Annotated in this window: 23 protein-coding genes; 9 read left to right on the top strand and 14 right to left on the bottom strand. The window is 74.0% G+C overall.

Going from position 1 to position 20854, the window contains the following annotated elements:
- Positions 1–12 precede the first annotated feature (12 nt).
- A complete protein-coding gene (locus ACMT9T_RS06920; RefSeq protein WP_414744851.1) occupies positions 13–351 on the bottom strand; it encodes a hypothetical protein in 339 nt (112 codons plus the stop codon).
- Between the two features lie 11 nt (positions 352–362).
- The gene (locus tag ACMT9T_RS06915; RefSeq protein WP_414744850.1) at positions 363–743 is read right to left on the bottom strand and encodes a VOC family protein; all 381 of its coding nucleotides are present in this window, start codon (positions 741–743) and stop codon (positions 363–365) included.
- An 80-nt stretch (positions 744–823) separates the two neighbouring features.
- Between ACMT9T_RS06915 and ACMT9T_RS06910 the strand changes: the two genes are divergently transcribed.
- On the top strand, positions 824–1444 hold the full coding sequence (locus ACMT9T_RS06910) for an HD domain-containing protein (RefSeq protein ID WP_414744849.1): 621 nt from the start codon (positions 824–826) through the stop codon (positions 1442–1444).
- 47 nt (positions 1445–1491) lie between these two features.
- Here ACMT9T_RS06910 and ACMT9T_RS06905 read toward each other — a convergent pair whose 3' ends face one another.
- The 5 genes from ACMT9T_RS06905 to ACMT9T_RS06885 form a co-directional block, all read right to left on the bottom strand.
- Positions 1492–3027, bottom strand: coding sequence for a glycoside hydrolase family 28 protein (locus tag ACMT9T_RS06905; protein WP_414744848.1), 1536 nt, complete (start codon positions 3025–3027; stop codon positions 1492–1494).
- 102 nt (positions 3028–3129) lie between these two features.
- Complete coding sequence (locus ACMT9T_RS06900; protein ID WP_414744847.1) at positions 3130–5235, bottom strand: YhgE/Pip family protein; 2106 nt, start codon at positions 5233–5235, stop codon at positions 3130–3132.
- Entirely contained in the window at positions 5232–5897 is a 666-nt protein-coding gene (locus tag ACMT9T_RS06895; protein ID WP_414744846.1) for a hypothetical protein, read from the bottom strand. Before ACMT9T_RS06895 ends, ACMT9T_RS06900 begins: the two co-directional genes overlap by 4 nt.
- Positions 5894–6550, bottom strand: a complete 657-nt coding sequence (locus ACMT9T_RS06890) for a TetR/AcrR family transcriptional regulator (protein ID WP_414744845.1) — start codon at positions 6548–6550, stop codon at positions 5894–5896. The genes ACMT9T_RS06895 and ACMT9T_RS06890 overlap by 4 nt, the downstream gene beginning before the upstream one ends.
- Positions 6551–6649: 99 nt before the next feature.
- Positions 6650–7720, bottom strand: a complete 1071-nt coding sequence (locus tag ACMT9T_RS06885) for an AraC family transcriptional regulator (RefSeq protein ID WP_414744844.1) — start codon at positions 7718–7720, stop codon at positions 6650–6652.
- A 250-nt stretch (positions 7721–7970) separates the two neighbouring features.
- On the opposite strand from ACMT9T_RS06885, the gene ACMT9T_RS06880 reads away from it, so the two are divergent.
- On the top strand, positions 7971–8174 hold the full coding sequence (locus ACMT9T_RS06880) for a hypothetical protein (protein WP_116053065.1): 204 nt from the start codon (positions 7971–7973) through the stop codon (positions 8172–8174).
- Positions 8175–8192: 18 nt separating this feature from the next.
- Here the strand turns inward: ACMT9T_RS06880 and ACMT9T_RS06875 are convergent, their stop codons facing one another.
- The 3 genes from ACMT9T_RS06875 to ACMT9T_RS06865 form a co-directional block, all read right to left on the bottom strand.
- Positions 8193–11192, bottom strand: coding sequence for an AAA family ATPase (locus ACMT9T_RS06875; RefSeq protein WP_414744843.1), 3000 nt, complete (start codon positions 11190–11192; stop codon positions 8193–8195).
- Positions 11192–12373 carry an exonuclease SbcCD subunit D gene (locus ACMT9T_RS06870; protein WP_414744842.1) on the bottom strand — a complete coding sequence of 394 codons (1182 nt, stop codon included), beginning with the start codon at positions 12371–12373 and terminating at the stop codon, positions 11192–11194. Before ACMT9T_RS06870 ends, ACMT9T_RS06875 begins: the two co-directional genes overlap by 1 nt.
- A gap of 86 nt (positions 12374–12459) precedes the next feature.
- Complete coding sequence (locus tag ACMT9T_RS06865; protein ID WP_414744841.1) at positions 12460–13281, bottom strand: SDR family oxidoreductase; 822 nt, start codon at positions 13279–13281, stop codon at positions 12460–12462.
- Positions 13282–13396: 115 nt separating this feature from the next.
- On the opposite strand from ACMT9T_RS06865, the gene ACMT9T_RS06860 reads away from it, so the two are divergent.
- The 3 genes from ACMT9T_RS06860 (at position 13397) to ACMT9T_RS06850 (ending at position 15475) form a co-directional block, all read left to right on the top strand.
- Positions 13397–13873, top strand: coding sequence for a DUF3151 domain-containing protein (locus ACMT9T_RS06860; RefSeq protein ID WP_414744840.1), 477 nt, complete (start codon positions 13397–13399; stop codon positions 13871–13873).
- 91 nt (positions 13874–13964) lie between these two features.
- Positions 13965–15254, top strand: a complete 1290-nt coding sequence (locus ACMT9T_RS06855; protein WP_414744839.1) for an adenylosuccinate synthase — start codon at positions 13965–13967, stop codon at positions 15252–15254.
- Between the two features lie 92 nt (positions 15255–15346).
- Positions 15347–15475: a hypothetical protein gene (locus ACMT9T_RS06850; RefSeq protein WP_011931910.1), complete on the top strand. Its 129-nt coding sequence runs from the start codon at positions 15347–15349 to the stop codon at positions 15473–15475.
- 101 nt (positions 15476–15576) lie between these two features.
- Here ACMT9T_RS06850 and ACMT9T_RS15640 read toward each other — a convergent pair whose 3' ends face one another.
- Together ACMT9T_RS15640 and ACMT9T_RS06845 are read right to left on the bottom strand one after the other, a co-directional pair.
- A complete protein-coding gene (locus ACMT9T_RS15640; RefSeq protein WP_489672269.1) occupies positions 15577–16155 on the bottom strand; it encodes an RES domain-containing protein in 579 nt (192 codons plus the stop codon).
- Between the two features lies 1 nt (position 16156).
- A complete protein-coding gene (locus tag ACMT9T_RS06845) occupies positions 16157–16762 on the bottom strand; it encodes a hypothetical protein (protein ID WP_414744838.1) in 606 nt (201 codons plus the stop codon).
- Between the two features lie 336 nt (positions 16763–17098).
- On the opposite strand from ACMT9T_RS06845, the gene ACMT9T_RS06840 reads away from it, so the two are divergent.
- Positions 17099–17422, top strand: coding sequence for a PadR family transcriptional regulator (locus ACMT9T_RS06840; protein WP_414744837.1), 324 nt, complete (start codon positions 17099–17101; stop codon positions 17420–17422).
- On the top strand, positions 17419–18048 hold the full coding sequence (locus ACMT9T_RS06835) for a DUF2812 domain-containing protein (RefSeq protein WP_414744836.1): 630 nt from the start codon (positions 17419–17421) through the stop codon (positions 18046–18048). The genes ACMT9T_RS06840 and ACMT9T_RS06835 overlap by 4 nt, the downstream gene beginning before the upstream one ends.
- Here ACMT9T_RS06835 and ACMT9T_RS06830 read toward each other — a convergent pair.
- Positions 18045–18500: a MarR family winged helix-turn-helix transcriptional regulator gene (locus ACMT9T_RS06830; RefSeq protein WP_414744835.1), complete on the bottom strand. Its 456-nt coding sequence runs from the start codon at positions 18498–18500 to the stop codon at positions 18045–18047. The genes ACMT9T_RS06835 and ACMT9T_RS06830 overlap by 4 nt on opposite strands.
- Positions 18501–18561: 61 nt before the next feature.
- Between ACMT9T_RS06830 and ACMT9T_RS06825 the strand changes: the two genes are divergently transcribed.
- Together ACMT9T_RS06825 and ACMT9T_RS06820 are read left to right on the top strand one after the other, a co-directional pair.
- Positions 18562–18930: a VOC family protein gene (locus tag ACMT9T_RS06825; protein ID WP_414744834.1), complete on the top strand. Its 369-nt coding sequence runs from the start codon at positions 18562–18564 to the stop codon at positions 18928–18930.
- Between the two features lie 79 nt (positions 18931–19009).
- A complete protein-coding gene (locus tag ACMT9T_RS06820) occupies positions 19010–19843 on the top strand; it encodes a hypothetical protein (RefSeq protein WP_414744833.1) in 834 nt (277 codons plus the stop codon).
- A 46-nt stretch (positions 19844–19889) separates the two neighbouring features.
- Here ACMT9T_RS06820 and ACMT9T_RS06815 read toward each other — a convergent pair whose 3' ends face one another.
- Positions 19890–20828 (bottom strand): alpha/beta fold hydrolase, encoded by a 939-nt coding sequence (locus ACMT9T_RS06815; RefSeq protein WP_414744832.1) that lies wholly within the window; start codon positions 20826–20828, stop codon positions 19890–19892.
- Between the last annotated feature and the right edge of the window lie 26 nt (positions 20829–20854).

The following is a 20854-nucleotide window of genomic DNA, read 5'->3' as shown; positions in this document are numbered from 1 at the left end:
CGCGCGCTCCGGTCAGGGGCCGGCGACGAGCAGCACGGTCGCGAGGAGCGCGGGCACCGCGCCCAGCACCGCGAACGCGCCCGCGAGGAGCAGCGCGACGTCCGGGCGGGCTGACCTCTCGTCGCGCCCGGCGGATCCGGCGAGCAGCCGCGTCGCCAGCGCGAGCGCGACGACGCCGCCGAGCGGGATCACGGCGAGCGGCAGGAGGCGGCCGCCCGCGGATCCCCACGCCGGGAGGAACGCGACCGGCACCGCGCACGCGGCCACCGCCAGGGCGACGACGGCGGCGATCCGCATCCGCCGGGCGCGGGCGGCGACACCCCGCGGCGCGGCGGGCGGACGGGCGGTCACGCGCCGGGCGGTCACGCGACGGGCGGCTGGATGAGGTCCCACGCGGCGCCGTACGGGTCCTCGAAGATCGCGACGGTGCCGTACGGCTCGTGGCGCGGCTCCTCGCGGAAGGCGACGCCGTGCGCGAGCATCCGGGCGTGCTGGGCGGCGAAGTCGTCGGTCTCGAGGAAGAACGCGACGTCGTCGCCGGCCTGGCGGCCCACGGGTGCGGGATCCTCCGCGAGCGCCAGGACGAAGCCGGCCCCCTCGCCCTCGGGCCCCACGACCACGCGACGCCAGCCGCTCGGCGCCGTCTCGTCCTGCCGGACGACGAAGCCCAGGGCGCCGACGAAGAACGCCAGCGCCTCGTCGTGGTCGCGGACGAGGTACGTGACGTTCTGGAGCCGGATCATGCGAGAAACGTATCGGGCGCCCCGCAGCCCGCGGCCGCGGACCGACGAGGCGTGGCCGGGCGCGGATCCGCCCGGCCGCCATGCCAGCATGGGCCATGCGCATCGCCGACTTCCCCGTGCCCGACACGGCCGCCGCCCGCGGGGCCCTCGAGCTCGCGACCTCGTACCAGTCGGCCGCGATCACGGCCCATGGGATCCGCTCGTGGCTGTTCGCCGAGGCGTTCGCCGTCGTCGAGGGATTGACCGACGTCGACCACGAGGTCCTCTACGTCTCCGCGGTGCTGCACGACATCGGCACGGTCACCGAGTACGACAACCACACGATCTCGTACGAGCACGCGGGCGGCCACGTCGCCGTCGCGCTCACGGCCGGAGCCGGCTGGCCCGCGGCACGCCGCCAGCGCGTGCTCGACGCGATCGTGCGGCACAACTGGCCGTCGGTGGATCCGGCGCTCGACGTCGAGGGGCACCTCCTGGAGGTCGCGACCGGCCTCGACATCTCCGGCGCCCGGCCCGACGCGCTGCCGGAGGAGTACCTGCGCGAGGTGCTCGCCGCCCACCCGCGCGGGGCGCTGGCCGCCGAGTTCGGCGCGTGCGTCGTGGACCAGGCGGAGCGGAAGCCCACGACCGCGGCCCGCCGCCTCGTCGACGGCGGGCTCGTGCGGAAGCTCGCGGAGAACCCGCTGGAGCGCCTGGCCTGATCCGACCCGCGGCATGCGGTCCGCACCCGGCGCTCCCGCGAGCGGCGTCAGGGTGCGGTGGGGGCGAGGCCCGACAGGAGCGGGAACGCCGGGAACGCGCACGTGGGCGCGGCGCCCGCGCTCGCCGAGGCGGTGATGCGCACGTCCGCCCGCGTCGAGGTGAGCGGGGATCCGCCGAAGGTCGCACCCGCCGTGGCGATGTCCGCGTACGCGGCCGTGACGGCGGGCGCATCCACGGCGACGCGGGAGAGCGAGACGCCGAGCCGATGGGCGTCGTCGTACCCGGCGAGCGTCGAGACGGCCTTCGCCGGCGAGTCGACGGCGCGGAGGCCGTCGACCACGATGCCGCTGAAGGACGGGATCGCGCTGCCGGTGCCCTTCGCGTAGTGCGTGTCGAACACCACGGGGGCCTGGGTGCGGCTCAGGCAGACGTCGCGGTAGGTCACGCCCGTGACCGGGCCGCCCACCAGCGGGTTGCTCTTGATGCGCACGCCGGCGCTGGAGACGCTCGCGGTGCCGTACGCGTCCACGCCGGAGACCGTGGACCCGGTGACGAGCACGTCGCTCACGCCGGACGTCACCTCGCTGCCGATCGAGATGCCGTGCGTGCCGTAGAAGTGGCTGTCGATGATGCTGATGTGGCTCGACGCGTGCGTGCCGCCCTTGATGGCGATGCCGTCGTCGCCGTCCGAGACATAGGAGTGGGCGATGGTCACGTCGGTCGCGCCCGCCGGGTCGATGCCGTCCGTGTTGCGCGCGGTGGCGGGGGTCTGGATCCGCACACCCCACGCCGTGAAGCCGTCGGCGTCGTGGAAGGACACGTGGAACATGGCGGCGTCGACCAGGTCGACGTCGTGGAGCGTGAAGTCGTCGGCGCCGGCGGCCTGGATCAGCCGGGGCTCGTTCTGCGCGCCGCCCGCGCGCGCCTGGTCGGAGAGCTGCCACCAGGTGGTCGTGCCGCCGAGGATCGCGTGGTCCCCGCGGCCGTCGACGCGGCCGCGCCGGGCGTCCATGCCGCCGCGGGAGGCGACCCCCGCGTGCGGTGCGGTGGCGGTGATGAGCGCGGCGCACCCCTTGCCGGATCCGCCGATGGTGCCGCAGGTCGGCCCCTGGGGGATCTGGTAGTCGGCGGCGTCCCGCGACCCGAACAGGGTCACGGCGGGATCGAGCACCAGCGTCTCGCCCTGGCGCAGCTGCAGCGGCCCGCTGAGGAAGCTCGCGCCCCGGCTCGAGGAGGCCAGCCGCACGGCCACGACGGCGGTGCCGGACTGCGCGCAGGAGTCGAGCGCGGCCTGGATGCGGGCGGTGTCGGGCGCCCGGGCCTCGTCCGCGGCGGAGGCGGAGCGGTCCGGCATGTCGAGCTGGGCCGGGACGGTGGCGCACGTGGTGGCGGGGTCGACGGGCTCGGTGACGGTGCGGCGGTCGCCCGTGCCGCCGGTGGCGGCCGCGAGCTGTGCCGTCGCCGCGGTGGCGGCCGGCGGATGGGAGGCCAGGGCGGCGGGCCCGGCGAGCGTCACCGCCGCGAGCGTGCCGGCCACGACGGCGGTCAGGGCGAGCGTGCGGGCAGCGGTGCGTGATGGCACGGGATTCCTCTCGGGGGACGACCCCCTCGGCGCACGGCGTGCGCCATCCCGGAGGCGGGTCGCGGGCAGGCTAGGGGTGCCCCGCGACCCGCCGTGCGCGCTCTACCCGATGAGCGACGGCCGCAGGTCCCGCAGCGTGCGGTGCGACGTGATCCGGATCGCCCCCGTCAGCGCCACCGCGAGCCCCGCGACCAGCCACAGCGCGAGCACGCCCGCGTCCATGGCCGCCTTGCCGAGGTCGCCGCCGTACATGAGCTGGCGGAGCGCGTCCACCGCGAAGCTCATGGGCAGCACGTGGTGCAGCGCGGCGAGCGGCCCGGGGAGCGTCTGCCAGGGGAACGTGCCGCCCGCGGTGACGAGCTGCACGACCATGAGCACGAGCCCGAGGAACTGGCCGACGCTGCCGAGCAGCACGTTGAGCGCGAGGATGATCGCCGCGAACGTGATGGAGGCGAGCACCATCGTCCCGTACATGGCGAGCGGGTGGGCGATGCGGAAGCCGAGCGCGCCGGCGACGATCGCGTAGAGGCCGGCCATCTGCACGACGCCGAGGAGCGCGGGCGTCAGCCAGCCGGCGAGCGTGATCCGCAGCGGCGCCTTGCGTGCCGTGATCGCGCGGCGCGACAGCGGCTTGACGATGAGGAACAGGGCGTAGATCCCGATCCACGCGGCGAGGCTGATGAAGAACGGCGCGAGACCGGCGCCGTACTCGCCGGCCTGCGTGACGGCGTCCTGCCGGAGGGCGACGGGGTCGCCGATCGTGTCGGCCTGCGCGCCGCGCTGCGCCTCGGTGGAGGCGGGGATCTGGTCGAGGCCCGAGTCGAGGCCGTCGCGCAGCTTCGTGGCGCCGTCCTGCAGCGTGCCGAGGCCGGACGCGAGCGAGGTGGCGCCGTCGGCCGCGGAGTGCGCGCCGGTGGCGAGCGTGGCGCTGCCGTCGGCGGCCTGCGCGATGCCGGTCGCGAGGGCGGGGGAGGCCTTCGCGAGCCGGTCGGCGCCGTCGGCGACCTGGCGGCTGCCGGTCGCGAGGGTGCCCGCTCCGGTCGCCAGGGCGGCGGATCCCGTCTGCAGCTTCCCGGCGCCGTCGGCCACCTGCGCGCTGCCCTGGGCGACCTGCTCGCTGCCGGTCGCGAGGGTCTGCAGCTGCGTGTCCAGGCCGTCGGCCTGCTTCGCGGCGCCCGTGATGTCGGTGCCGAGCACGTCGAGCTTCGCGAGGGCGGCGTCGATGTCCGCCTGCGGGACGCCTGCCGTGGCCATGCGCTCCTGGATGGCGGCGCGGATCGTCGGCACCCGCCCGGCGAGCTGGTCGACGCCCGCGGTCGCGGCGGATCCGAGCGCCGCGATCTTGGCGTTCCCGTCGGCGACCTGCCGCGCACCCGACGCGACCTTCTGCGCGCCCGGCGTGAGCGCGGCGGCGCCGTTCGAGAGGTCGGTCGCGCCGCCCGCGAGCGTGGACGCGCCGGACGCGACCTGGTCGGCGCCCGCCGCGAGCTGCTGCGTCTGCGCGGGGAGCTGCGCCGTGCCCGTGCGGAGCTGGCCGAGGCCGGACGCGAGCGTGTCGGCGCCCGTCGCGAGCTTCCCGTTCCCGTCCGCCAGCGAATCGGCGCCGGAGCGCGCGGTGGCGGTCCCGTCGACGAGCTGCTGCGCGCCGGATGCCGCGTCGCCGAGGCTCGAGCGCACGTCCGCGAGGCCGAGCAGGAGCTTGCCCGCCGCCTCGGTGCCGACGCGCGAGGCGACCGACTTCGTGATCCGTGCGCCGGCCTGCTGCGCGATCGTGGTGGCGAGGTAGCTGTTGGCGTCGTCGGTGGCCATGACCACGCGGGCCTGCTGCGGATCCGTGCCCGAGGACGACGTCAGCGCCGCGGAGAACCCGGACGGGATCGTGAGCGTGAAGTCGTAGGTGCCGTCCTCGAGGCCCGTGCGCGCCTCGGCGGAGGAGACCTCGTGCCAGTCGAAGGAGGCGTCGTCGAGCACGTCCTTCGCGACGTCGGTGCCGTAGTCGACGGGCTTCCCGTCGACCGTGGCGCCCTGGTCGGAGACGACGAGCGCGGCGGGGACCTTGTCGAGGCTGCTGTACGGGTCCTGGTTCGCCCAGAGGTACAGGCCGCCGTAGAGCACGGGCACCAGCACGAGCGCGACGAGCGCGATCTTGGACATGGTGGTGGCGGTGAGGCGCGTCAGCTCGGCGCGCACCAGGGGGATCAGTCTCATCGGGTCTGCGTTCCGTCGATCGAGGGGGTGGGTTCGGGGGTCGCGATCGCGTCGTCGGCCGGGAGCGCGGCGATCGCCTCGGCGGCGGCCTCGCTCGTGACGACGAGGACGCCGGTGCCCGCGCGGGCGAGGTCGCGGAGGACGCGCATCCACTCGCCCACCGCGCCGCCGTGCCGCTCGGGCGAGGTGACGACGACGGCCTCGACGCCGTCGCGGCTGGCGGCGAGCGTGGTGAGGAGGCGGATGCGGGCGACCGCGGGGACCGCGGAGAAGGGCGCGCGGGCGAGGTCGGCGAGGCCCTGGTCGTCGAGGATCACGCCGACCTCGTGCCGGCCGGAGCGGTGCCCGGCGAGGGCGAGCTCCTCGGCGACGACCGCGCGCAGCGCGACGTCGTCGGCGGGCTCGTTGATGCGCGGGGTGTCGACGAGCGCGACCCGCTCGGCGATGCGCGCCGCGACGCCGGGGGAGTCGTCGCCGTCGAGGGCGAGCGAGCCGCCGTCGATCCGCATGCGCCCGGACGCGACGAGCGAGAGGACGGTGGGCCGCAGCTCGGTCTCGGCGACGGCGACCACGGGATCCGGGCCGCCGTAGGAGAGGGAGATCGCGGGCAGGGCGGGCGCGGGTCCGTCGCCGACGCGCGCGTCGGTCAGGGTGACGATCACGATGCCGCCTCCGTGCTGCGGGGCGCGACCTCGCGGAGCTCGGGGGTGGCGGCGACGAGGTCGCCCGCCGACCGCCAGTCGAGGCCGCAGAGGGCGAGGGAGGTGAGGATCACGAGCGTGTGGCCCTCGGCGCGGCCGATGTCGCTGCGGGTCGCCTCGTCGAGCACCGCGAGCGCGCCGCCCTCGACCAGGCGCGCGAGCGTCGCCGCGGCGATGTCGCCGCGCAGCTCGCCCGCGGCGATCCCGCGCTCGACGACGCGGAGCAGCTCGGCGCGCAGCGGCGCGAGCTCCGTGCCGACCTCGCGCGCGAGCGGACCCCGCACGGCGACCCGGGCCATCACGCGCACCTGCTCGACCTCGGCCCAGAGGCGCGCGCCGATGAGGGCGACGTGGATCCGGCTGTCCTCGTGCGTGATCCCGGCCAGGGCCTCGACGATGCGTCGGGCGCCGCGCTGCACCACCTCGCGTACGAGGTCGTCGCGCGTGGCGAAGTGCCCGTAGACGGCGCGGCGGCTGAGGCCGGCGGCGGTGGCGATGGTCTCGAGGGAGGCGTCCGGGTCGCGGTCGAGCGCGACCACGGCCGCGTCGACGAGGGCCTGGCGGTTCGTCGCGGCGTCCTTGCGGGGCGCGCGCGCGGAGGCGAGGGAGGTCATGCGACCAGGGTAGTGATCCTGCACACGTGTGTGCAACTTAGATCGGCGAGCTCCCAGACCGCGGCGAGCTCCCAGGCCGCGGTGCGGTCGCCGGGCGGGTCAGCTCCGGAGGGTCTCGCTCGGCAGCTCGCCGAACGCGCCCGCGAACGACGCGGCGAACCGGCCGAGGTGCGCGAATCCCCAGCGCTCGGCGACGCTGCGGACGGTCGTGGTGGTGGGCGTCGCGTCGAGGAGCTCGGCGCGCACCCGGCGGAGGCGGATCCCGCGCAGGTACTCGGTGGGCGTCTGGCCGTGGTGGCGGCGGAGGGCGAGCTGCAGGACGCGCGTCGAGATCCCCGCGGCGGCCGCGGCCTCGGCGGGCGTGATCGGCAGGTGCGCGTTGTGGTGCAGGTACTCCACGGCGACGCGGATGTGCGCCATGCGCGGGGCCCGCAGCTCGTCGGGCAGCTCCACGTCGTCCCAGGGGAACAGGCGCAGGGTCGCGCGGGCGAGGGAGAGGTCGGCCTCGACGCGCATCACGGAGGAGGCGTCGGGGTCGGTGATGATCGGGGCTGCCGCGGCGACCGCGCGACGCCACACGGCGGCCGCCTCGGCGCTCGGCACGCTGCGGTGCTCGAACAGGAGCGGGCGGGCGGGACCGTGGTGGAACTCGGTCGCGGTCTGCTCGAGGAACGCGGTGTCCAGGTGCACGCAGTTCTGGCGCGTCGCGCTCGCCTGGTACTGGAAGGTCTTGTCGGCGGGCAGGAGGAGGGGGAGCTGGCCGGAGCTCGCGAAGGCGCGGGATCCGCGGTCCACCGTGATCCGCCCTTCGAGGAACCAGGTGACGACGTGCTGGGGCAGCGTCGCGCCCGTGGCCCAGTGCGGGCCGGCGACGCGCATGGTGCGCAGCGTGACGCGCTCGCTGCCGAGGATCGCGTAGCGGTAGGAGAAGGAGCCGGTGCGGCGGTCGGGGGCGAAGCGCATCCCCTCGAGCGTGGGCGCGAAGGTGGCGGTGGCCTCGTCGACGTCGGCGCCGGACATGACGGAGCGGACGAACGAGGCGTCCGAGGGCGTGGCGGCCGGGTCGATGCGGAGGGCGTCGGCGCCCTCGTCCTCCGCGGCAGCGGTCTCCACGGTGCGCGGGCGGTGCGAGGGATCCCTCGTCAGGGTGGGGGTCAGGGTGCTCGTCATGGTTCCTGCGGTCTCTGGGCGTCGGTCGTCTCCGCCGCGTCCGCTCATCATGCATGGTGATCGCGCGGCAGAGGGCTGACGGGGATTCCCGTCAGATGTGCGGTGTTCGGCGCGGTCCCCCGGGGCAGCGGGTCGACGCTCCGCGGATAGCCGCTGAGCGAACCGGTGTCCCCCGGCCGGGGCACCTAGGCTCGGGTGCATCCCCCTCCACCCGCCCGCATCCATCCACCGCATCACCGAGAGGCGCCGCATGACGAGCGACCGGTCCCTGGCCTTCATCCTGCTGCGCTCGTGCCTCGTGATGGTCGCGCTCGGGTTCGTCACCGTGCAGACGGGCGGCGGCCTCGGCGTCGTGGGCGTCGTCGCGTTCGTCCTCGCGGCGGGACTCGGCGGCGGCGCGACCTTCTACTGGCGGCGCCACCTCGCCGCGAAGCGCCGCGACCCGTTCAGCTGATCCGCGGCGCTCGCCCGATCACGCCGGATCGGTGACCGTCGACGTGAGCGTCGACGACCCGTCCGGCCGCCGCCGCACCTCGATCCGGTCGGCCACGCGCTGCTTCAGCTCCTCGACGTGGCTGACGATGCCGACCGTGCGGCCGTCGGACGACAACCGCCCCAGCTCGGACATGACCGCGTCGAGCGTCTCCGGATCCAGCGTGCCGAACCCCTCGTCGACGAAGAGCGTGCCGAGCTGCAGCCCGCCGGCCTCGGCCTGCACCACGTCGGCGAGGCCGAGCGCGAGGCTGAGCGACGCGTAGAACGTCTCGCCGCCGGAGAAGCTCGCGGGCTCGCGCACGCGGTCGACGACGTGGTCGCGGATCTGCAGGGCCAGCCCCGTCTTCCGCGACCGGCTCGTCGCCTCCCGCTCCTCGCTCACCTCCAGCTCGTAGCGGCCGCTCGACATGATCCGCAGGCGCGCGTTGGCCGCCTGCACCACGTCCTCGAAGCGGCGCAGCAGCACGTAGGTGCCGAGCGTCGTGCCGCGCGTGTTCTCGGGGGTCGTCGCGTTCGCGACGTCGGACATGCGGATCGCGGCGCGGGCCCGGTCGCCCGCCAAGGCGCTCTCGCGGCGGGCCTCGTCGTGGCGGGCGAGGGCGGACGCGGCGCGGTCGGCCCGGTCGCGGGCGCGCGCGGCGCGCTCGGCGCTGGCGCGCGCGGCGGCCTGGGCGGCGTCGAGGGCGGTGCGGGCGGCGTCGGGATCCGCGTCCTCGGCACCCGTGAGCGACGCGACCTCGGGATCCACCAGCCCCTCCGCGACGACGGCCTGCTCCCGCTCGTGCGCGGCGACCCGGCGGGCGCGCGCCTCGAGCTCGGCGGGCGGCAGGGCGGCGGCGCGCGCGTCCTCCTCGGTGGCGAAGGACTCCGCGGCCAGCGCCTGCGCCAGCTCGTCGGCGCGCGCGGCGGCATCGGCGGCCGTGCGCTCGCGGGTGGCCGCGAGGGCGATGAGGCGCTCGACCAGGGCGCGCTCGGCGGCGCGGTCGGCCACGAGTGCCGCGACGCGGGCCGGGGATCCGGCGTCGCCCGCCTCCTCGTCGGCGAGCACCGCGCGCACGGCCGCCTCGTCCTCCGCACGGAGCTCTCGGGCCCGGGCCGCGCGCTCGCGCAGCCCCGAGAGCGCCGCGCGGGCGTCGTCGCGGCGGGTGCGGATCCGCTCCGTCTCGGCGTCGTGCGCCACGAGCGCCGCCTCGGCATCGCGCAGCGCGCCGCCTGCCTCCTCGGCCTCCGCGAGCCGGGCCGCGCGGGCGGCGACGTCGGCGTCGGCGGTCTCCCGCGTGATCCCGTCGAGCGCCGCCTGCGCGACCTCGTGCCGCGTGGTCGCCGCCGAGAGCGCGGCGACCGCGTCCCCCTGCGCCCGCTCGGCGCGGGCGCGCGCGCCGGCGGCCGCCTCGATCTCGTCGTCGTCGGGGTGCCCGGGCGCGCTGGGCGCGGGCCGCGGGTGGTCGACGGCGCCGCAGACGGGGCAGGGCGCGCCGTCCTCGAGCTCCCTGGCCAGCTCGCCCGCGAGCCCCCGGATCTTGCGCTGCCGCAGCTCCGCCTCGCGCTGCACGGCGGCCGTCGCGTCGGCCGAGCGCGCGTCGAGGGCATCACGGGCGGCGGTGATCCGCGCCTCCAGCTCCGCCAGCTCGTCCACGCGCCGCCGCGTCGCCTCCGCCTCGGCCAGGCCCGCGCGCGCGGCGTCGACCCCGCCCGCGGCGGCCGCGGCGGCGTCGCGGGCCTCGACCAGCGGGATCCGTGCGGCCGGCCGCTCCGCGAGCGCCGCCTCCGCGGCGTCCGCCGTCGCCTCGCGCGCCGCGACCGCGTCCTCGGCCGCGCGCACGTCCGCGACGCGCCGCGGCAGGCCGCGCTCCCGCTCCTCCGCGTCGGCCAGCGTCGTCAGCTCGGCCACGAGCGCGTCGCGCCGCTCGGCCAGCTCCGCGGGTGGCGCGTCCGCCAGCGCCGGCCGCGCATCCCGGCACGCCATGCGGGCGTCGTCGTCGGCCTCGGCGGCGGCGACCCGCGCCGCCTCCGCCTTGTCGCGCGCCGCGAGCGGGCCGACCACGGCCGCCGCGCGCCGGGCCTCCGCCACGCGCTCCGCCAGGTCCTGGATCTCGGCCGCCGCGTCCCGCACGGCCGCCTCGCGCTCCATCAGCGCCCGCCTCCGCGCGAGCGCCCGGGTCACCCGTTCGGCGTCCTGGAGCGCCGCGGCCGCGTCGTGCCGGATCCGCTCGTCCTCCTCGCGCGCCGCCTCGGCCGCGTCCGCCAGCTCGGCCAGGAGCCGCACGGTGTCGGGCGCGTCGGCGACCTCCAGCGCATCCACCCGCGCCGCCTCGCGCAGCCCGGTGAGCGCCTCGGCGACCCGCGCGTCGGCCGCGTCGGTGCGGGCCTTCGCGGCCGTGCGCATCTCGGCGAGCTGCTTCGCGGTGGCGTCGTAGACGGCCGTGCCGAACAGCGACTGGAGCACCAGCCGTCGCTGCTCCCCGGTCGAGCGCAGGAACTCCGCGAACTCGCCCTGCGGCAGCACGACGGTCTGCACGAACTGCGCGCGCGTCAGCCCGACGATGCGCGCGATCTCCGTGCCCACCTCCTGCGTGCTCGTGCCGACGACCTCGCCCGCCTCGGCCTCGGGCGACGACAGCCGGAACAGCTTCGCGGTCGCGTTCTGGTTCGTGGTGCCCGTGCCGCGGGCCTTCGGGCGCTGGTGCTGCGGGCTCCGGCGCACGCGGTGGATCCCCGCGGCCGTCTCGAACACGAGCTCCACGAACGGCTCCACACCGGGCGCCGCGTGGTGGCTGTGCAGGCGGTCGCGGCTCGACCCGTCGCTCGCCAGCGACCCGTAGAGCGCGAACACGACGGCGTCGATGAGCGTCGACTTGCCGGATCCGGTGGGCCCCTCCAGCAGGAACAGCCCCGAGCGCCCGAGCTCGGCGAAGTCGATGACGTGCTCGCCGGCGAACGGCCCGATGGCCCGGAGGGTGAGGCGGTGCAGGTCCATCAGGCGCTCCGGTCCGCGGCCAGCGCCTGCTCGTACGCCTGCCGCAGGACGAGCGCCTCGGGCTCGGTGGGCGGGGCGCCGGTCGCGTACGCGACGAAGTCGGCCCCGACCTCGAGCGGATCCGTCGTGGCGTCGACCACGCGCGACCGGACGCCCTCGACGCGCCCCTCCGGCTCGTGCAGCACGACGAGCGCGTGCGGCAGCGCCTCGCGCACGCGGGCCACGAGGTGCGGCGGGTGCACCGGATCCGTCACGTGCACGCGCAGCCAGGCGTCGGCGAGGTCGGCGTGCCGCCCGTCGACGATCTCGGCGAGCGTCCCCGTGACCTCCGCCAGCCGCCGCGGCACGGGCGCGTCGACGAGCTCGACCGTCGTGGATCCGTCGGCCGCCAGCTCCACGAGCACGCTCGACTTCCGCTGCAGCCGCTCCCCGAACGAGAAGGCGAGCGGCGAGCCGGAGTACCTGATGTGCGGAGCGCGGATCCGCGGCCGCGTGGATCCCGATGCCCGCACCTCCTGCGCCCCGTGCAGGTGCCCGAGCGCGACGTAGTCGGCCCCCTGGAACGCCGACGCCGGCACCTGGTCGAAGCCGCCCACGCGGATGTCGCGCTCGCTCTCGCTCGGCTCCGCACCGGTGACGAACGCGTGCGCCACGACGACGACGCGCGCGCCGTCCCGCCCGGCGGCGTCGGCTCGCACCCGGTCCATCGCGGCGCCCAGCACGGCCTCGTGCGAGCGCGGCAGCGGTGGGGCACCGGGGGCGGCGAGGGCGGCGCGCACGGCGTCCGGATCCAGGTACGGCACCCCGTAGAACGCGACCGGCCCGTCGGCGTCCTCGACGACCACCGGCACGTCGAGCGTCTCCACCGACGCGAGGATGTGCAGCCCGTCGCGCAGCAGCGCCGACGCGAACCCGAGCCGCGCGGCCGAGTCGTGGTTGCCGGGCGTGACGATGACGGTCGCGAGCGCGGTCAGCCGCGCGAGCGCGTCGCCCAGCAGCCGCACGCTCGGCACGCCCGGCACCGCGCGGTCGTAGACGTCGCCCGCGACGAGCACCACGTCGACCGAGCGCTCGCGCACGACCTCGACGAGGTGGTCGAGGAACGCGGCGTGATGCGCGTGCAGGTCCTCGCCGTGGAGGGTGCGCCCGAGGTGCCAGTCGCTCGTGTGGAGGATGCGCACGCGGGTCCTTCCTCGGGGCGGCGGCGGTGTCCGTCACGCTACCCGAGGGCGCCGACACGGCCTCAGCCGGTCGGCGCCCGCGCGGGCTAGTCCTTCTTGCCGTGCGCCGCGACCGACACCGGCTCCCACTCACGCCACGTCGCGAGGCGCTGCGCGTAGTCCTTCTCCGCGATGGCGAGCGGCCCGTCGCCGAGGAAGATCCGCAGCGGCGGCTCGTCCGCGTCGACCACCGCGAGGATCGCGTCGCGCGTGGCCGTCGGGTCGCCCGGCGTGACCCGCTTGTAGCCCTCGGCCCGGCGCTCGCGCATGCCGTCGTAGGCCGCGATGGGCTCGGCGCGCTTCGCCGACGCGCCCGACCAGTCGGTGCTGTAGCCGGCGGGCTCGACGAGCGTCACGTGGATCCCGAACTCGGCCACCTCGAGCGCCAGCGACTGGCTGAACCCCTCGAGCGCCCACTTCGACGCGTGGTAGATCCCGGTGTTGGTGAAGGCGCTGATCCCGCCGATGCTCGAGACCTGCACGATGTGGCCGGATCCCTGCGCCCGCATGATCGTGACGGCGGCCTGCGTGATCCACAGCGCCCCGAACACGTTGGCCTCGAACTGGCCGCGCACCTCCTCCTCGGTGAGCTCCTCGATGGCGCCGAACTGGCCGAAGCCCGCGTTGTTGACGACGACGTCGAGCGTGCCGAAGCGCTCCGCCGCCTGCTGCACGGCGGCGATGCCGGCGTCGCGGTCGGTGACGTCGAGGCGGAGGGGGAGCACGGCGTCGCCGTGCCGCTCGACGAGCGCGTCGAGGGTCGAGATGTCGCGGGCCGTCGCGGCGACGCGGTCGCCGCGCTCGAGCGCCGCCTCCGCCCACTCGCGGCCGAAGCCCTTGGATGCTCCGGTGATGAACCAGGTCGTCATGGGGATGTCCTCTCGTCGGTACCCCTCCGCCAACGCCGGGCGCGGCCCGCGCATGCCCCGGATCCCGGATCCGCCCGCCCTCGGGAACCGCAGGACCGCCTTGGTAGGATCGAGTGTGACTGGAGAGAACCTGCTCGGCGTCCCCGAGACGCGCCTGGCCGACGAGCCCGAGGTCGCCGCCCGCATCCAGAATGCCGACGGCGATCACGACACCCTCGGCGCCATCGCGGCCGACCACCCGCAGTCGTCGCTCGTCTGGGCGCTGCTCGCCGACTCCGCGTACGTGCAGGGCGACCGCATCGCCTCCTACGCGTTCGCGCGCGTCGGCTACCACCGCGGCCTCGACTCGCTGCGCAAGTCCGGCTGGAAGGGCCAGGGCCCCGTGCCGTGGAGCCACGAGCCGAACCGCGGCGTCCTCCGCTCCCTCTACGCGCTCCGCCGCGCGGCCGCCGCCATCGGCGAGGAGGACGAGGTCTCGCGCCTCAGCGCCTTCCTGCGCGACGCGGATCCCACGGCCGCCGGCCACATCGAGGCCGCCACCGCCGGGGCGCTCCCGCCCACGGAGGCCATCGTCATCCGCGGCCAGGACTGACCCGCAGCCCCATCGCACCGCCCGCACGACCCGCACCACCGCACGACACCCGATCCCGACCCGACCGACCCGCCCCGACGAGGAGTGAGCCATGCCCGCAGTAGTGATCATCGGAGCCCAGTGGGGTGACGAGGGCAAGGGACGCGCGACCGACCTCCTCGGCAGCCGCGTCGACTACGTCGTGAAGTTCAACGGCGGCAACAACGCCGGCCACACGGTCGTCGTCGGCGACGAGAAGTACGCGCTGCACCTGCTGCCGTCCGGCATCCTCACGCCCGGTGTCGTGCCCGTCATCGGCAACGGCGTCGTCGTCGACATCGAGGTGCTCTTCCACGAGCTCGACGCGCTCGCCGCCCGCGGGGTCGACGTCTCGAAGCTCCGCGTGAGCGCCAACGCCCACGTCATCACGCACTACCACCGCACCATCGACAAGGTCACGGAGCGGTTCCTCGGCAAGCGCCAGATCGGCACCACCGGCCGCGGCATCGGGCCCACGTACGCGGACAAGATCAACCGCGTCGGCATCCGGATCCAGGACCTCTTCGACGAGAACATCCTGCGCCAGAAGGTCGAGGCGGCCCTCGACGCCAAGAACCACATGCTCGTCAAGATCTACAACCGGCGCGCCATCTCGGCCGAGGAGATCGTCGAGAGCCTGCTCTCCTACGTCGAGCGCCTGCGCCCCATGGTGGGCGACGCGTCGCTCGAGCTGAACGCCGCGCTCGACGAGGGCAAGACGGTGCTGTTCGAGGCCGGCCAGGCCACCATGCTCGACATCGACCACGGCACGTACCCGTTCGTCACGTCGTCGAGCGCCACGTCCGGCGGCGCGGCCACGGGCTCGGGCGTCGCGCCGAACCGGCTCGAGCGGATCATCGCGGTCGTCAAGGCGTACACGACCCGCGTCGGCGCCGGCCCGTTCCCCACGGAGCTGCACGACGAGTCGGGCGAGTACCTGCGCGCCAAGGGCTTCGAGTTCGGCACCACCACGGGCCGCCCGCGTCGCTGCGGCTGGTACGACGCGCCCATCGCGCGCTACACGGCCCGCATCAACGGCGTCACCGACTTCGTGCTCACCAAGCTCGACGTGCTCTCCGGCCTCGCGACCATCCCGGTCTGCGTGGCCTACGACGTCGACGGCGTGCGCCACGACGATGTGCCCGTCTCGCAGTCCGACTTCCACCACGCCACCCCCATCTACGAGGAGCTGCCGGGCTGGCAGGAGGACATCACGGGCTGCCGCACCTTCGCGGACCTGCCGAAGAACGCGCAGGACTACGTGATGGCCATCGAGCGCATGAGCGGCGCGCGCATCTCCGCCGTCGGCGTGGGCCCGGAGCGCGAGCAGGTCGTCGTGCTGCACGACCTCCTCGAGGCCTGACCCTGATCCACGACGGCTGGGCCGACGACGCCCGCCTCGGCACCGACGCCGCCGACCTCGCGCGCTTCCTCAGCCGCGCCGACGCCCGCACGATGAACCGCGAGCGGCTCCAGGCGGATCTCGACATGGGGCAGGAGCAGTACGTGGCGGCGTGGCGCGAGCTGCATCGCTTCGGGTACGTGTCGTCGGCGGAGCTCAGGCGGCTCGTCGTCGAGCGGTAGATCCTCCTGCGTTACCGGGCGGCCCGCCGGCTCAGATGCGAACCGACCAACTTCGACCTCTGTGTGACGCATTCGGGATTCGCTATCCGACATCGAATTCGTTAATGCCAGGTGCGTTGTAGCTCGGCCTGGACGGACTGGATCACTGGATGATGCCGGCTGAGGTCCTGGACGTCAACAAGAGTATGGACGGGAACTTCTGAGCCGGTCGTCCATGCTCCGTAGATGGTCCATTGAGGTCCGTACCACGACCACCATTTGACACCGCGCCAGAGTCGCCCACCACTGTGGTCCGTCTCGCGGAAGATGTTCAACGCCCATGTCTGTGTGACGGCACGCGTGCGAGAGATGACTTGAGTTGGTCGGAGTGATCGCTGAGCTAGCGCATTCGCATCGTCAAGGTCCAGAAACGGAGTGCCGGTGTCGATCTCGAAGACGCCAAGTGTTCGGCGGCCGGAAGGGAGGTATGGCGTCTCGAACATCTCTTCAGACCACGATGCGATGCCCCCAAAGGATTCCGCCACTGCTGCTTCGGGCGACTGTCCAAAGTACCAGCTGACATAAGAGCTTGGATTATCAAGCCGAGACAAGCCTTGCGCTGGTTGGTGCACGTAATCTTCGTGCCCTGGTTCGCCTGGAGCAGCCCTGGGTTCGTAGGTGAAAACTCTGTAGACGAGCATTTCAAGCCATAGCCACTTCAAGGGCCTGAACTACATCTTTGCTCCCCCGCATTTTCAGTACGTCGATTGGACGCGCACCATCTAAATAGGCATTGCTGCCATTCAACCAATCAATGGCGGCCTTTGTGGGATATAATTCTAGCGCCTTCGCCACTACATAGTACAGATCGAGAAGGTTCCGGCGTGACTCAGGCCCTGGAGTTTCGTTTCCTGCGCGCCACTGCGTCGGCTGGCTACGGTTCACGCCAAGAAGCCGCGCGAGCTCCGCCGCGCTGCCCAAGGCGTCGATGAGATAACTCGTCTGCATCATAGTTGAACTTTGCTTCAAATCTGCGCCTGTGACTTGCAACGAGGCGCTAGGGGTCTGGCTTGCTGTTTCCATTGCTTCGTACAGCAGGATATTTCCTACGCGCGGCATGACCTTGTCGACTATGTTTTTGCCCTCGATCAGAGTCAGGAGATTCTCAAGCGTCGCGTCCCGTTTGCTTCCGACAACTACGACCTGATCCAAGACCTCTTGATTCTTACCGACGTGAGCGAGAACAATCATGTCTTTCAGGGAGCTGCCCTGCTTTGGCGTGGCTCCTGGGGCCCTCTGTGCTTCCATGACGCCACACTACCCAACTTTGACGTTGGGTGACCCCGGCTCCTTGCGTCTTCACGGCAGGCAGACAACGAGTCGGTCCTACGCGTCGATGCCCGCGGAGCTCTGCGGAGCCATCTGTCCTGTCCTGCCAGCGCGAGATTTGCGGCTGCTCACATGCGACGCGGTGGTCGCCCCCCCCGAGGCCTGGCTTTGATCCACGACGGCCGGGCCGATGAGGCACGCCTCGGCGCGGAGGCCGCGGGTCCCGCGCGCTTCCTCGGCCCTGCGGGCGCTTTTGGTATATCGTTGCGCTGTATATCGTCCGACTGTAGAGTCGGGCGATATGAGGAGGCCGACGTGACCCGCAACCCGCTGCTGCCGCTCACCGAGACGGTGAACTGCATCCTGCTCGCGCTGATCGAGCCGGCGCACGGCTACGCGATCATGGCCCGCGTCGAGGAGATGAGCGAGGGCGCCGTGCGACTGGCGCCCGGCACGCTGTACGGCGCGCTCGACACCCTCGTGAAGCAGCGGCTCATCACGCGGGTGGCGAGCGAGGATCCGCGCCGCAAGGTGTATCGGATCACGGATCTCGGCCTCGAGGTGCTCGCGCAGGACGCCGAGCGGATGGCCCATCTCGTGCGCCTGCACGAGCGGGGTCGGGGAGGCAGGGAGGGATGACCATGGTGATCAGGTTCTTCGTCGACTTCGACGAGGAGGAGCGCTGGCTCGACCGGATGGCGGACGAGGGGCGGCTCATGCGGAAGCGCGGGTTCGTCTACTCGTCCACGGACATCGAGCCCGGATCCGCCGTCGTCCGGATCGACTACCGACCCCGCATGAGCGCGGCCGACTTCGACGACTACCGCCAGCTCTTCGCGGACGGCGGCTGGCGGCACATCAGCGGCACCCGGACCAGCGGCACGCAGCACTTCGCCTCCACGACGGCGGATGCGGACGCCGAGATCTTCTCCGACGCCCGGTCGCGCGCGGAGCGCTACAAGCGGGCGCTCGAGGTGAACGCCGCGGTGCTCCTGTCGCTGCTCGTGGTGGTGTTCGTGCTCATGTCGTCGCGTGAGTCCGGCTTCCACGCGCTGCTCCGTCCGGAGGAGTGGTACCTGACCCCGGGCCTCTGGGAGATGCAGGGCGGGCGCTTCGTCGGCGCGTTCCTGTTCGAGACGGTGTTCGTGGTCATGCGGGTGGGCCTCCCGCTGCTGCTGGTCGTCACGTGCGCGCTGATGGTCGTGACGGCGATGCGGCAGGGGGTCCTCTACCGTCGCGCGGTGGCGAGCGCGACGACCGCCTAGGCGCCGTCCTCCGCGCGGAGCGATCGCACCATGGCGCGCAGGATCCGCGTCGCGGCCTCCCGATCCTCCGCCGTGAGGTCGCCGAGCATCCGCAGCTCGACCGCGCGCACCGCGGCGCTCGCGGCGGCGAGGTCGCGGCGGCCCTTCGTCGTGAGGCGCGTGGGCTGCACGCGGCCGACGGCCTCCGCGGCCGGGCGGGTGACGATCCCGTCGCGCTCGAGGGTCTGCAGCAGCACGTTCATCGACTGGCGCGTGACGAAGGCGCCGCGGGCGAGGTCGGAGTTCGAGGATCCGGGGCGCTGTGCGAGGAGCTCCAGGCACGAGTAGTGGGTGATGGTCATGCCGAGGGGCCGCAGCGCCTCCTCCATCGCCCCGCGCAGGGCGCTCGCGGCCTCCTTCAGCAGGTAGCCGAGGGAGGTCGGGAGGTCGATGCCGTCGGCGCCTTGACTCATGTCAGCATTCTGACATACGGTCATCCATGTCAGACATCTGACATAGATACGAGGAGACACCATGCCCGTCACCGGCCCCGACTTCATCTCGCTCCAGGTCACCGACCTCGACGCCTCCCAGGCGTTCTACGAGCACCACCTCGGACTCGTCCGCTCGCCCGCCGGGCCCCCGCACGCCGTCGTCTTCACCACGACGCCCATCGCGTTCGCGCTCCGCGAGGTGGTCCCGGGAACCGACATCGCGGGCACCCCGCAGCCGGGCATCGGCGCGGCGGTCTGGCTGCACGCGACCGGCGTGCAGGAGATCCACGACGGGCTCGTCGCCGCGGGCGTCCCCATCGTGACGGCCCCGTTCGACGGCCCGTTCGGCCGCACGTTCGCGTTCGCGGACCCGGACGGCTACCAGGTCACGCTGCACGACAAGGCGTGACGGCTCCTGTCCCCGTGATGCGGGGTGGTGCATCCGCGGCTCGTGCCCCACGCTGAGGGCATCCGACCGAGGGATCCGCATGCGCCGCTCACCGCTCATCCCCACCGCCCTCGCGGCGCTCGTCCTCCTCGCGGGCTGCGCGCCCGCCGCCGACGACGACGCGGGGACGCTGATCGCCTCCGCTCCGCCCGCCGCGGCCTCGGGCGGCGAGCCGGTGGCGGTGCCGACGCCGGCCGAGGTCGTCCGGTACGACTGCAACGTCCGTCCCGTGGACCCCGAGGCGTTCGCGGCGCACGTGCCCCTCAGCAGCCTCGGGCAGGCAGGCGCGGACGCTCTGGCCGAGGCCACGCGGGGGCAGGGGGACGACCGCGGCTTCCCGGAGGAGGACGGGTGGTTCGTGGTCGCATCGTCGGCGACCGACATCGAGATCATGCGCGCGGTCACGGAGCCGTACGAGCTGGGCAACGGCGAGATCCCGCCGGACCACGAGTACCTCGCCGCCAAGTTCATCGGGCAGCCGGGGGAGGAGCCCGCGTGGATGACGTGGTCGTCGTCGCCGTGCGCGCTGCGGCTGGAGCACACGGACCTCGGGGTGGCGACCGTCGCCTTCGAGGCGATGCCGGATCCGTCGTCCGACCGCATCACGTTCCTCGTCACCGAACACGCCTGCAACTCCGGTGAGGACGCGGCCGGACGCGTGCAGCTGCTCGCCCTCGAGGAGACCGAGGACCGCGTGGAGGTGGCCTTCGGGGTGCGGCCCCGGAACGTCGGGGCCTTCTGCCCGAGCAACCCCGCCACCCCGTTCTCGGTGGCGCTCTCGGCGCCGCTGGGCGAGCGCGAGGTGATCGACGCGGGGCTCGTGATCCCGCGACCGGTGGGGCTGAATCCGCAGGTGGGGATGCCGACGGGGTGACCCGTCGTGGACGCGGCCGCGGACCCCGGGGGGTCGGCGGCCTGGCTCAGACGGTGCCCGTCGCGCCCCGCCAGAAGCCGGCGAGGAGATCCGCGCTCGCCTGCGGCTGGTCGACCTGGGCCGAGTGGCCCGCGTCCGCCACCACCTCGTAGCGGGCGCCCGCGCGCTCGGCCATGTCGCGCTGCCAGTCCTGGGGCCAGGCGTCGTCGGCGTCGCCGTGCGAGACGAGCACGGGGACGCCGGTCGCCCGGAGTTCCTCGACGCGGTCGGTCTGCGCCTGCATGATCTCCAGCGCGCCGAGCAGCTGCGCCGACGCCGTGCCGAACAGGCGGGTGCGGAACCACTCCACCTCGGGGTCGTCGCCCGCGAGCTGCTCGGGCAGGAACCACAGCGGCCAGAGCCCGGCGCTGCCCGAGGCGCGGACCGCGGCGATCTGCTCGGAGCGGTCCGCGCGGCTGCGGGGCCCCGAGTTCCAGTGCGTGTAGCTGGCGAAGCGGCCCGGGTCGCTGAGCAGCGCCTGCAGTCCGACGACGCCGCCGAAGCTGTGGCCGAGGAGGTGCACGGGGCCGAGCGGCGCGGCCGGGGCGGCGCCGTTCGCGACGTGACGCCCGCCGGATCCGCCGACGCCCGCGAGCGCGTCGACCACGTGGTGCACGTCCTGGCCGAGCGTCTCGAGCTCGTAGCCGGTCGCGTCGACGGGCGGCTCGGCCTGGCCGGGGCCGGTGGATCCCCACTGCCCGCGCTGCGAGAACGCCACCACCGTGAAGCCGCGGTCGGCGAGCGGGCCCATGAGCGGGAAGAAGTCCTCCTTGGATCCCGTGAAGCCGGGCACGAGCAGCGCGACGGGGGCGGTCGCCGGATCCCCGGTGCGGGCGGGCACGCGCACGGCCGACAGCCGCGCCGCCGGGACCTCGATCGTGAGGTCCTCCGCGTCCTTCGGCCGGTGCTCGGACAGGGTGCGCGGGGCGTGGGCGTCGGTGCTCATGTGGTCAGCGTAGGCCGGGGGCAGCG

This window comes from Clavibacter vidaverae, assembly GCF_047529985.1.
GTDB classification, from domain to species: domain Bacteria; phylum Actinomycetota; class Actinomycetes; order Actinomycetales; family Microbacteriaceae; genus Clavibacter; species Clavibacter nebraskensis_A.
The sequence above is the reverse complement of the archived record's forward strand: the minus strand, read 5'-3'. Positions and strand labels throughout refer to the sequence as shown.

Coding starts and splice junctions, on each gene's coding strand:
- ACMT9T_RS06875 (WP_414744843.1), bottom strand. CDS start 11,192: ATGGACCTGCACCGCCTCACCCTCCGGGCCATCGGGCCGTTCGCCGGC.
- ACMT9T_RS06910 (WP_414744849.1), top strand. CDS start 824: ATGCCAGCATGGGCCATGCGCATCGCCGACTTCCCCGTGCCCGACACG.
- ACMT9T_RS06820 (WP_414744833.1), top strand. CDS start 19,010: ATGCGCCGCTCACCGCTCATCCCCACCGCCCTCGCGGCGCTCGTCCTC.
- ACMT9T_RS06830 (WP_414744835.1), bottom strand. CDS start 18,500: ATGAGTCAAGGCGCCGACGGCATCGACCTCCCGACCTCCCTCGGCTAC.
- ACMT9T_RS06845 (WP_414744838.1), bottom strand. CDS start 16,762: ATGGAAGCACAGAGGGCCCCAGGAGCCACGCCAAAGCAGGGCAGCTCC.
- ACMT9T_RS06885 (WP_414744844.1), bottom strand. CDS start 7,720: ATGACGAGCACCCTGACCCCCACCCTGACGAGGGATCCCTCGCACCGC.
- ACMT9T_RS06865 (WP_414744841.1), bottom strand. CDS start 13,281: ATGACGACCTGGTTCATCACCGGAGCATCCAAGGGCTTCGGCCGCGAG.
- ACMT9T_RS06835 (WP_414744836.1), top strand. CDS start 17,419: ATGACCATGGTGATCAGGTTCTTCGTCGACTTCGACGAGGAGGAGCGC.
- ACMT9T_RS06825 (WP_414744834.1), top strand. CDS start 18,562: ATGCCCGTCACCGGCCCCGACTTCATCTCGCTCCAGGTCACCGACCTC.
- ACMT9T_RS06880 (WP_116053065.1), top strand. CDS start 7,971: ATGACGAGCGACCGGTCCCTGGCCTTCATCCTGCTGCGCTCGTGCCTC.
- ACMT9T_RS06855 (WP_414744839.1), top strand. CDS start 13,965: ATGCCCGCAGTAGTGATCATCGGAGCCCAGTGGGGTGACGAGGGCAAG.
- ACMT9T_RS06900 (WP_414744847.1), bottom strand. CDS start 5,235: ATGAGACTGATCCCCCTGGTGCGCGCCGAGCTGACGCGCCTCACCGCC.
- ACMT9T_RS06850 (WP_011931910.1), top strand. CDS start 15,347: ATGAACCGCGAGCGGCTCCAGGCGGATCTCGACATGGGGCAGGAGCAG.
- ACMT9T_RS15640 (WP_489672269.1), bottom strand. CDS start 16,155: ATGCTCGTCTACAGAGTTTTCACCTACGAACCCAGGGCTGCTCCAGGC.
- ACMT9T_RS06890 (WP_414744845.1), bottom strand. CDS start 6,550: ATGACCTCCCTCGCCTCCGCGCGCGCGCCCCGCAAGGACGCCGCGACG.
- ACMT9T_RS06915 (WP_414744850.1), bottom strand. CDS start 743: ATGATCCGGCTCCAGAACGTCACGTACCTCGTCCGCGACCACGACGAG.
- ACMT9T_RS06815 (WP_414744832.1), bottom strand. CDS start 20,828: ATGAGCACCGACGCCCACGCCCCGCGCACCCTGTCCGAGCACCGGCCG.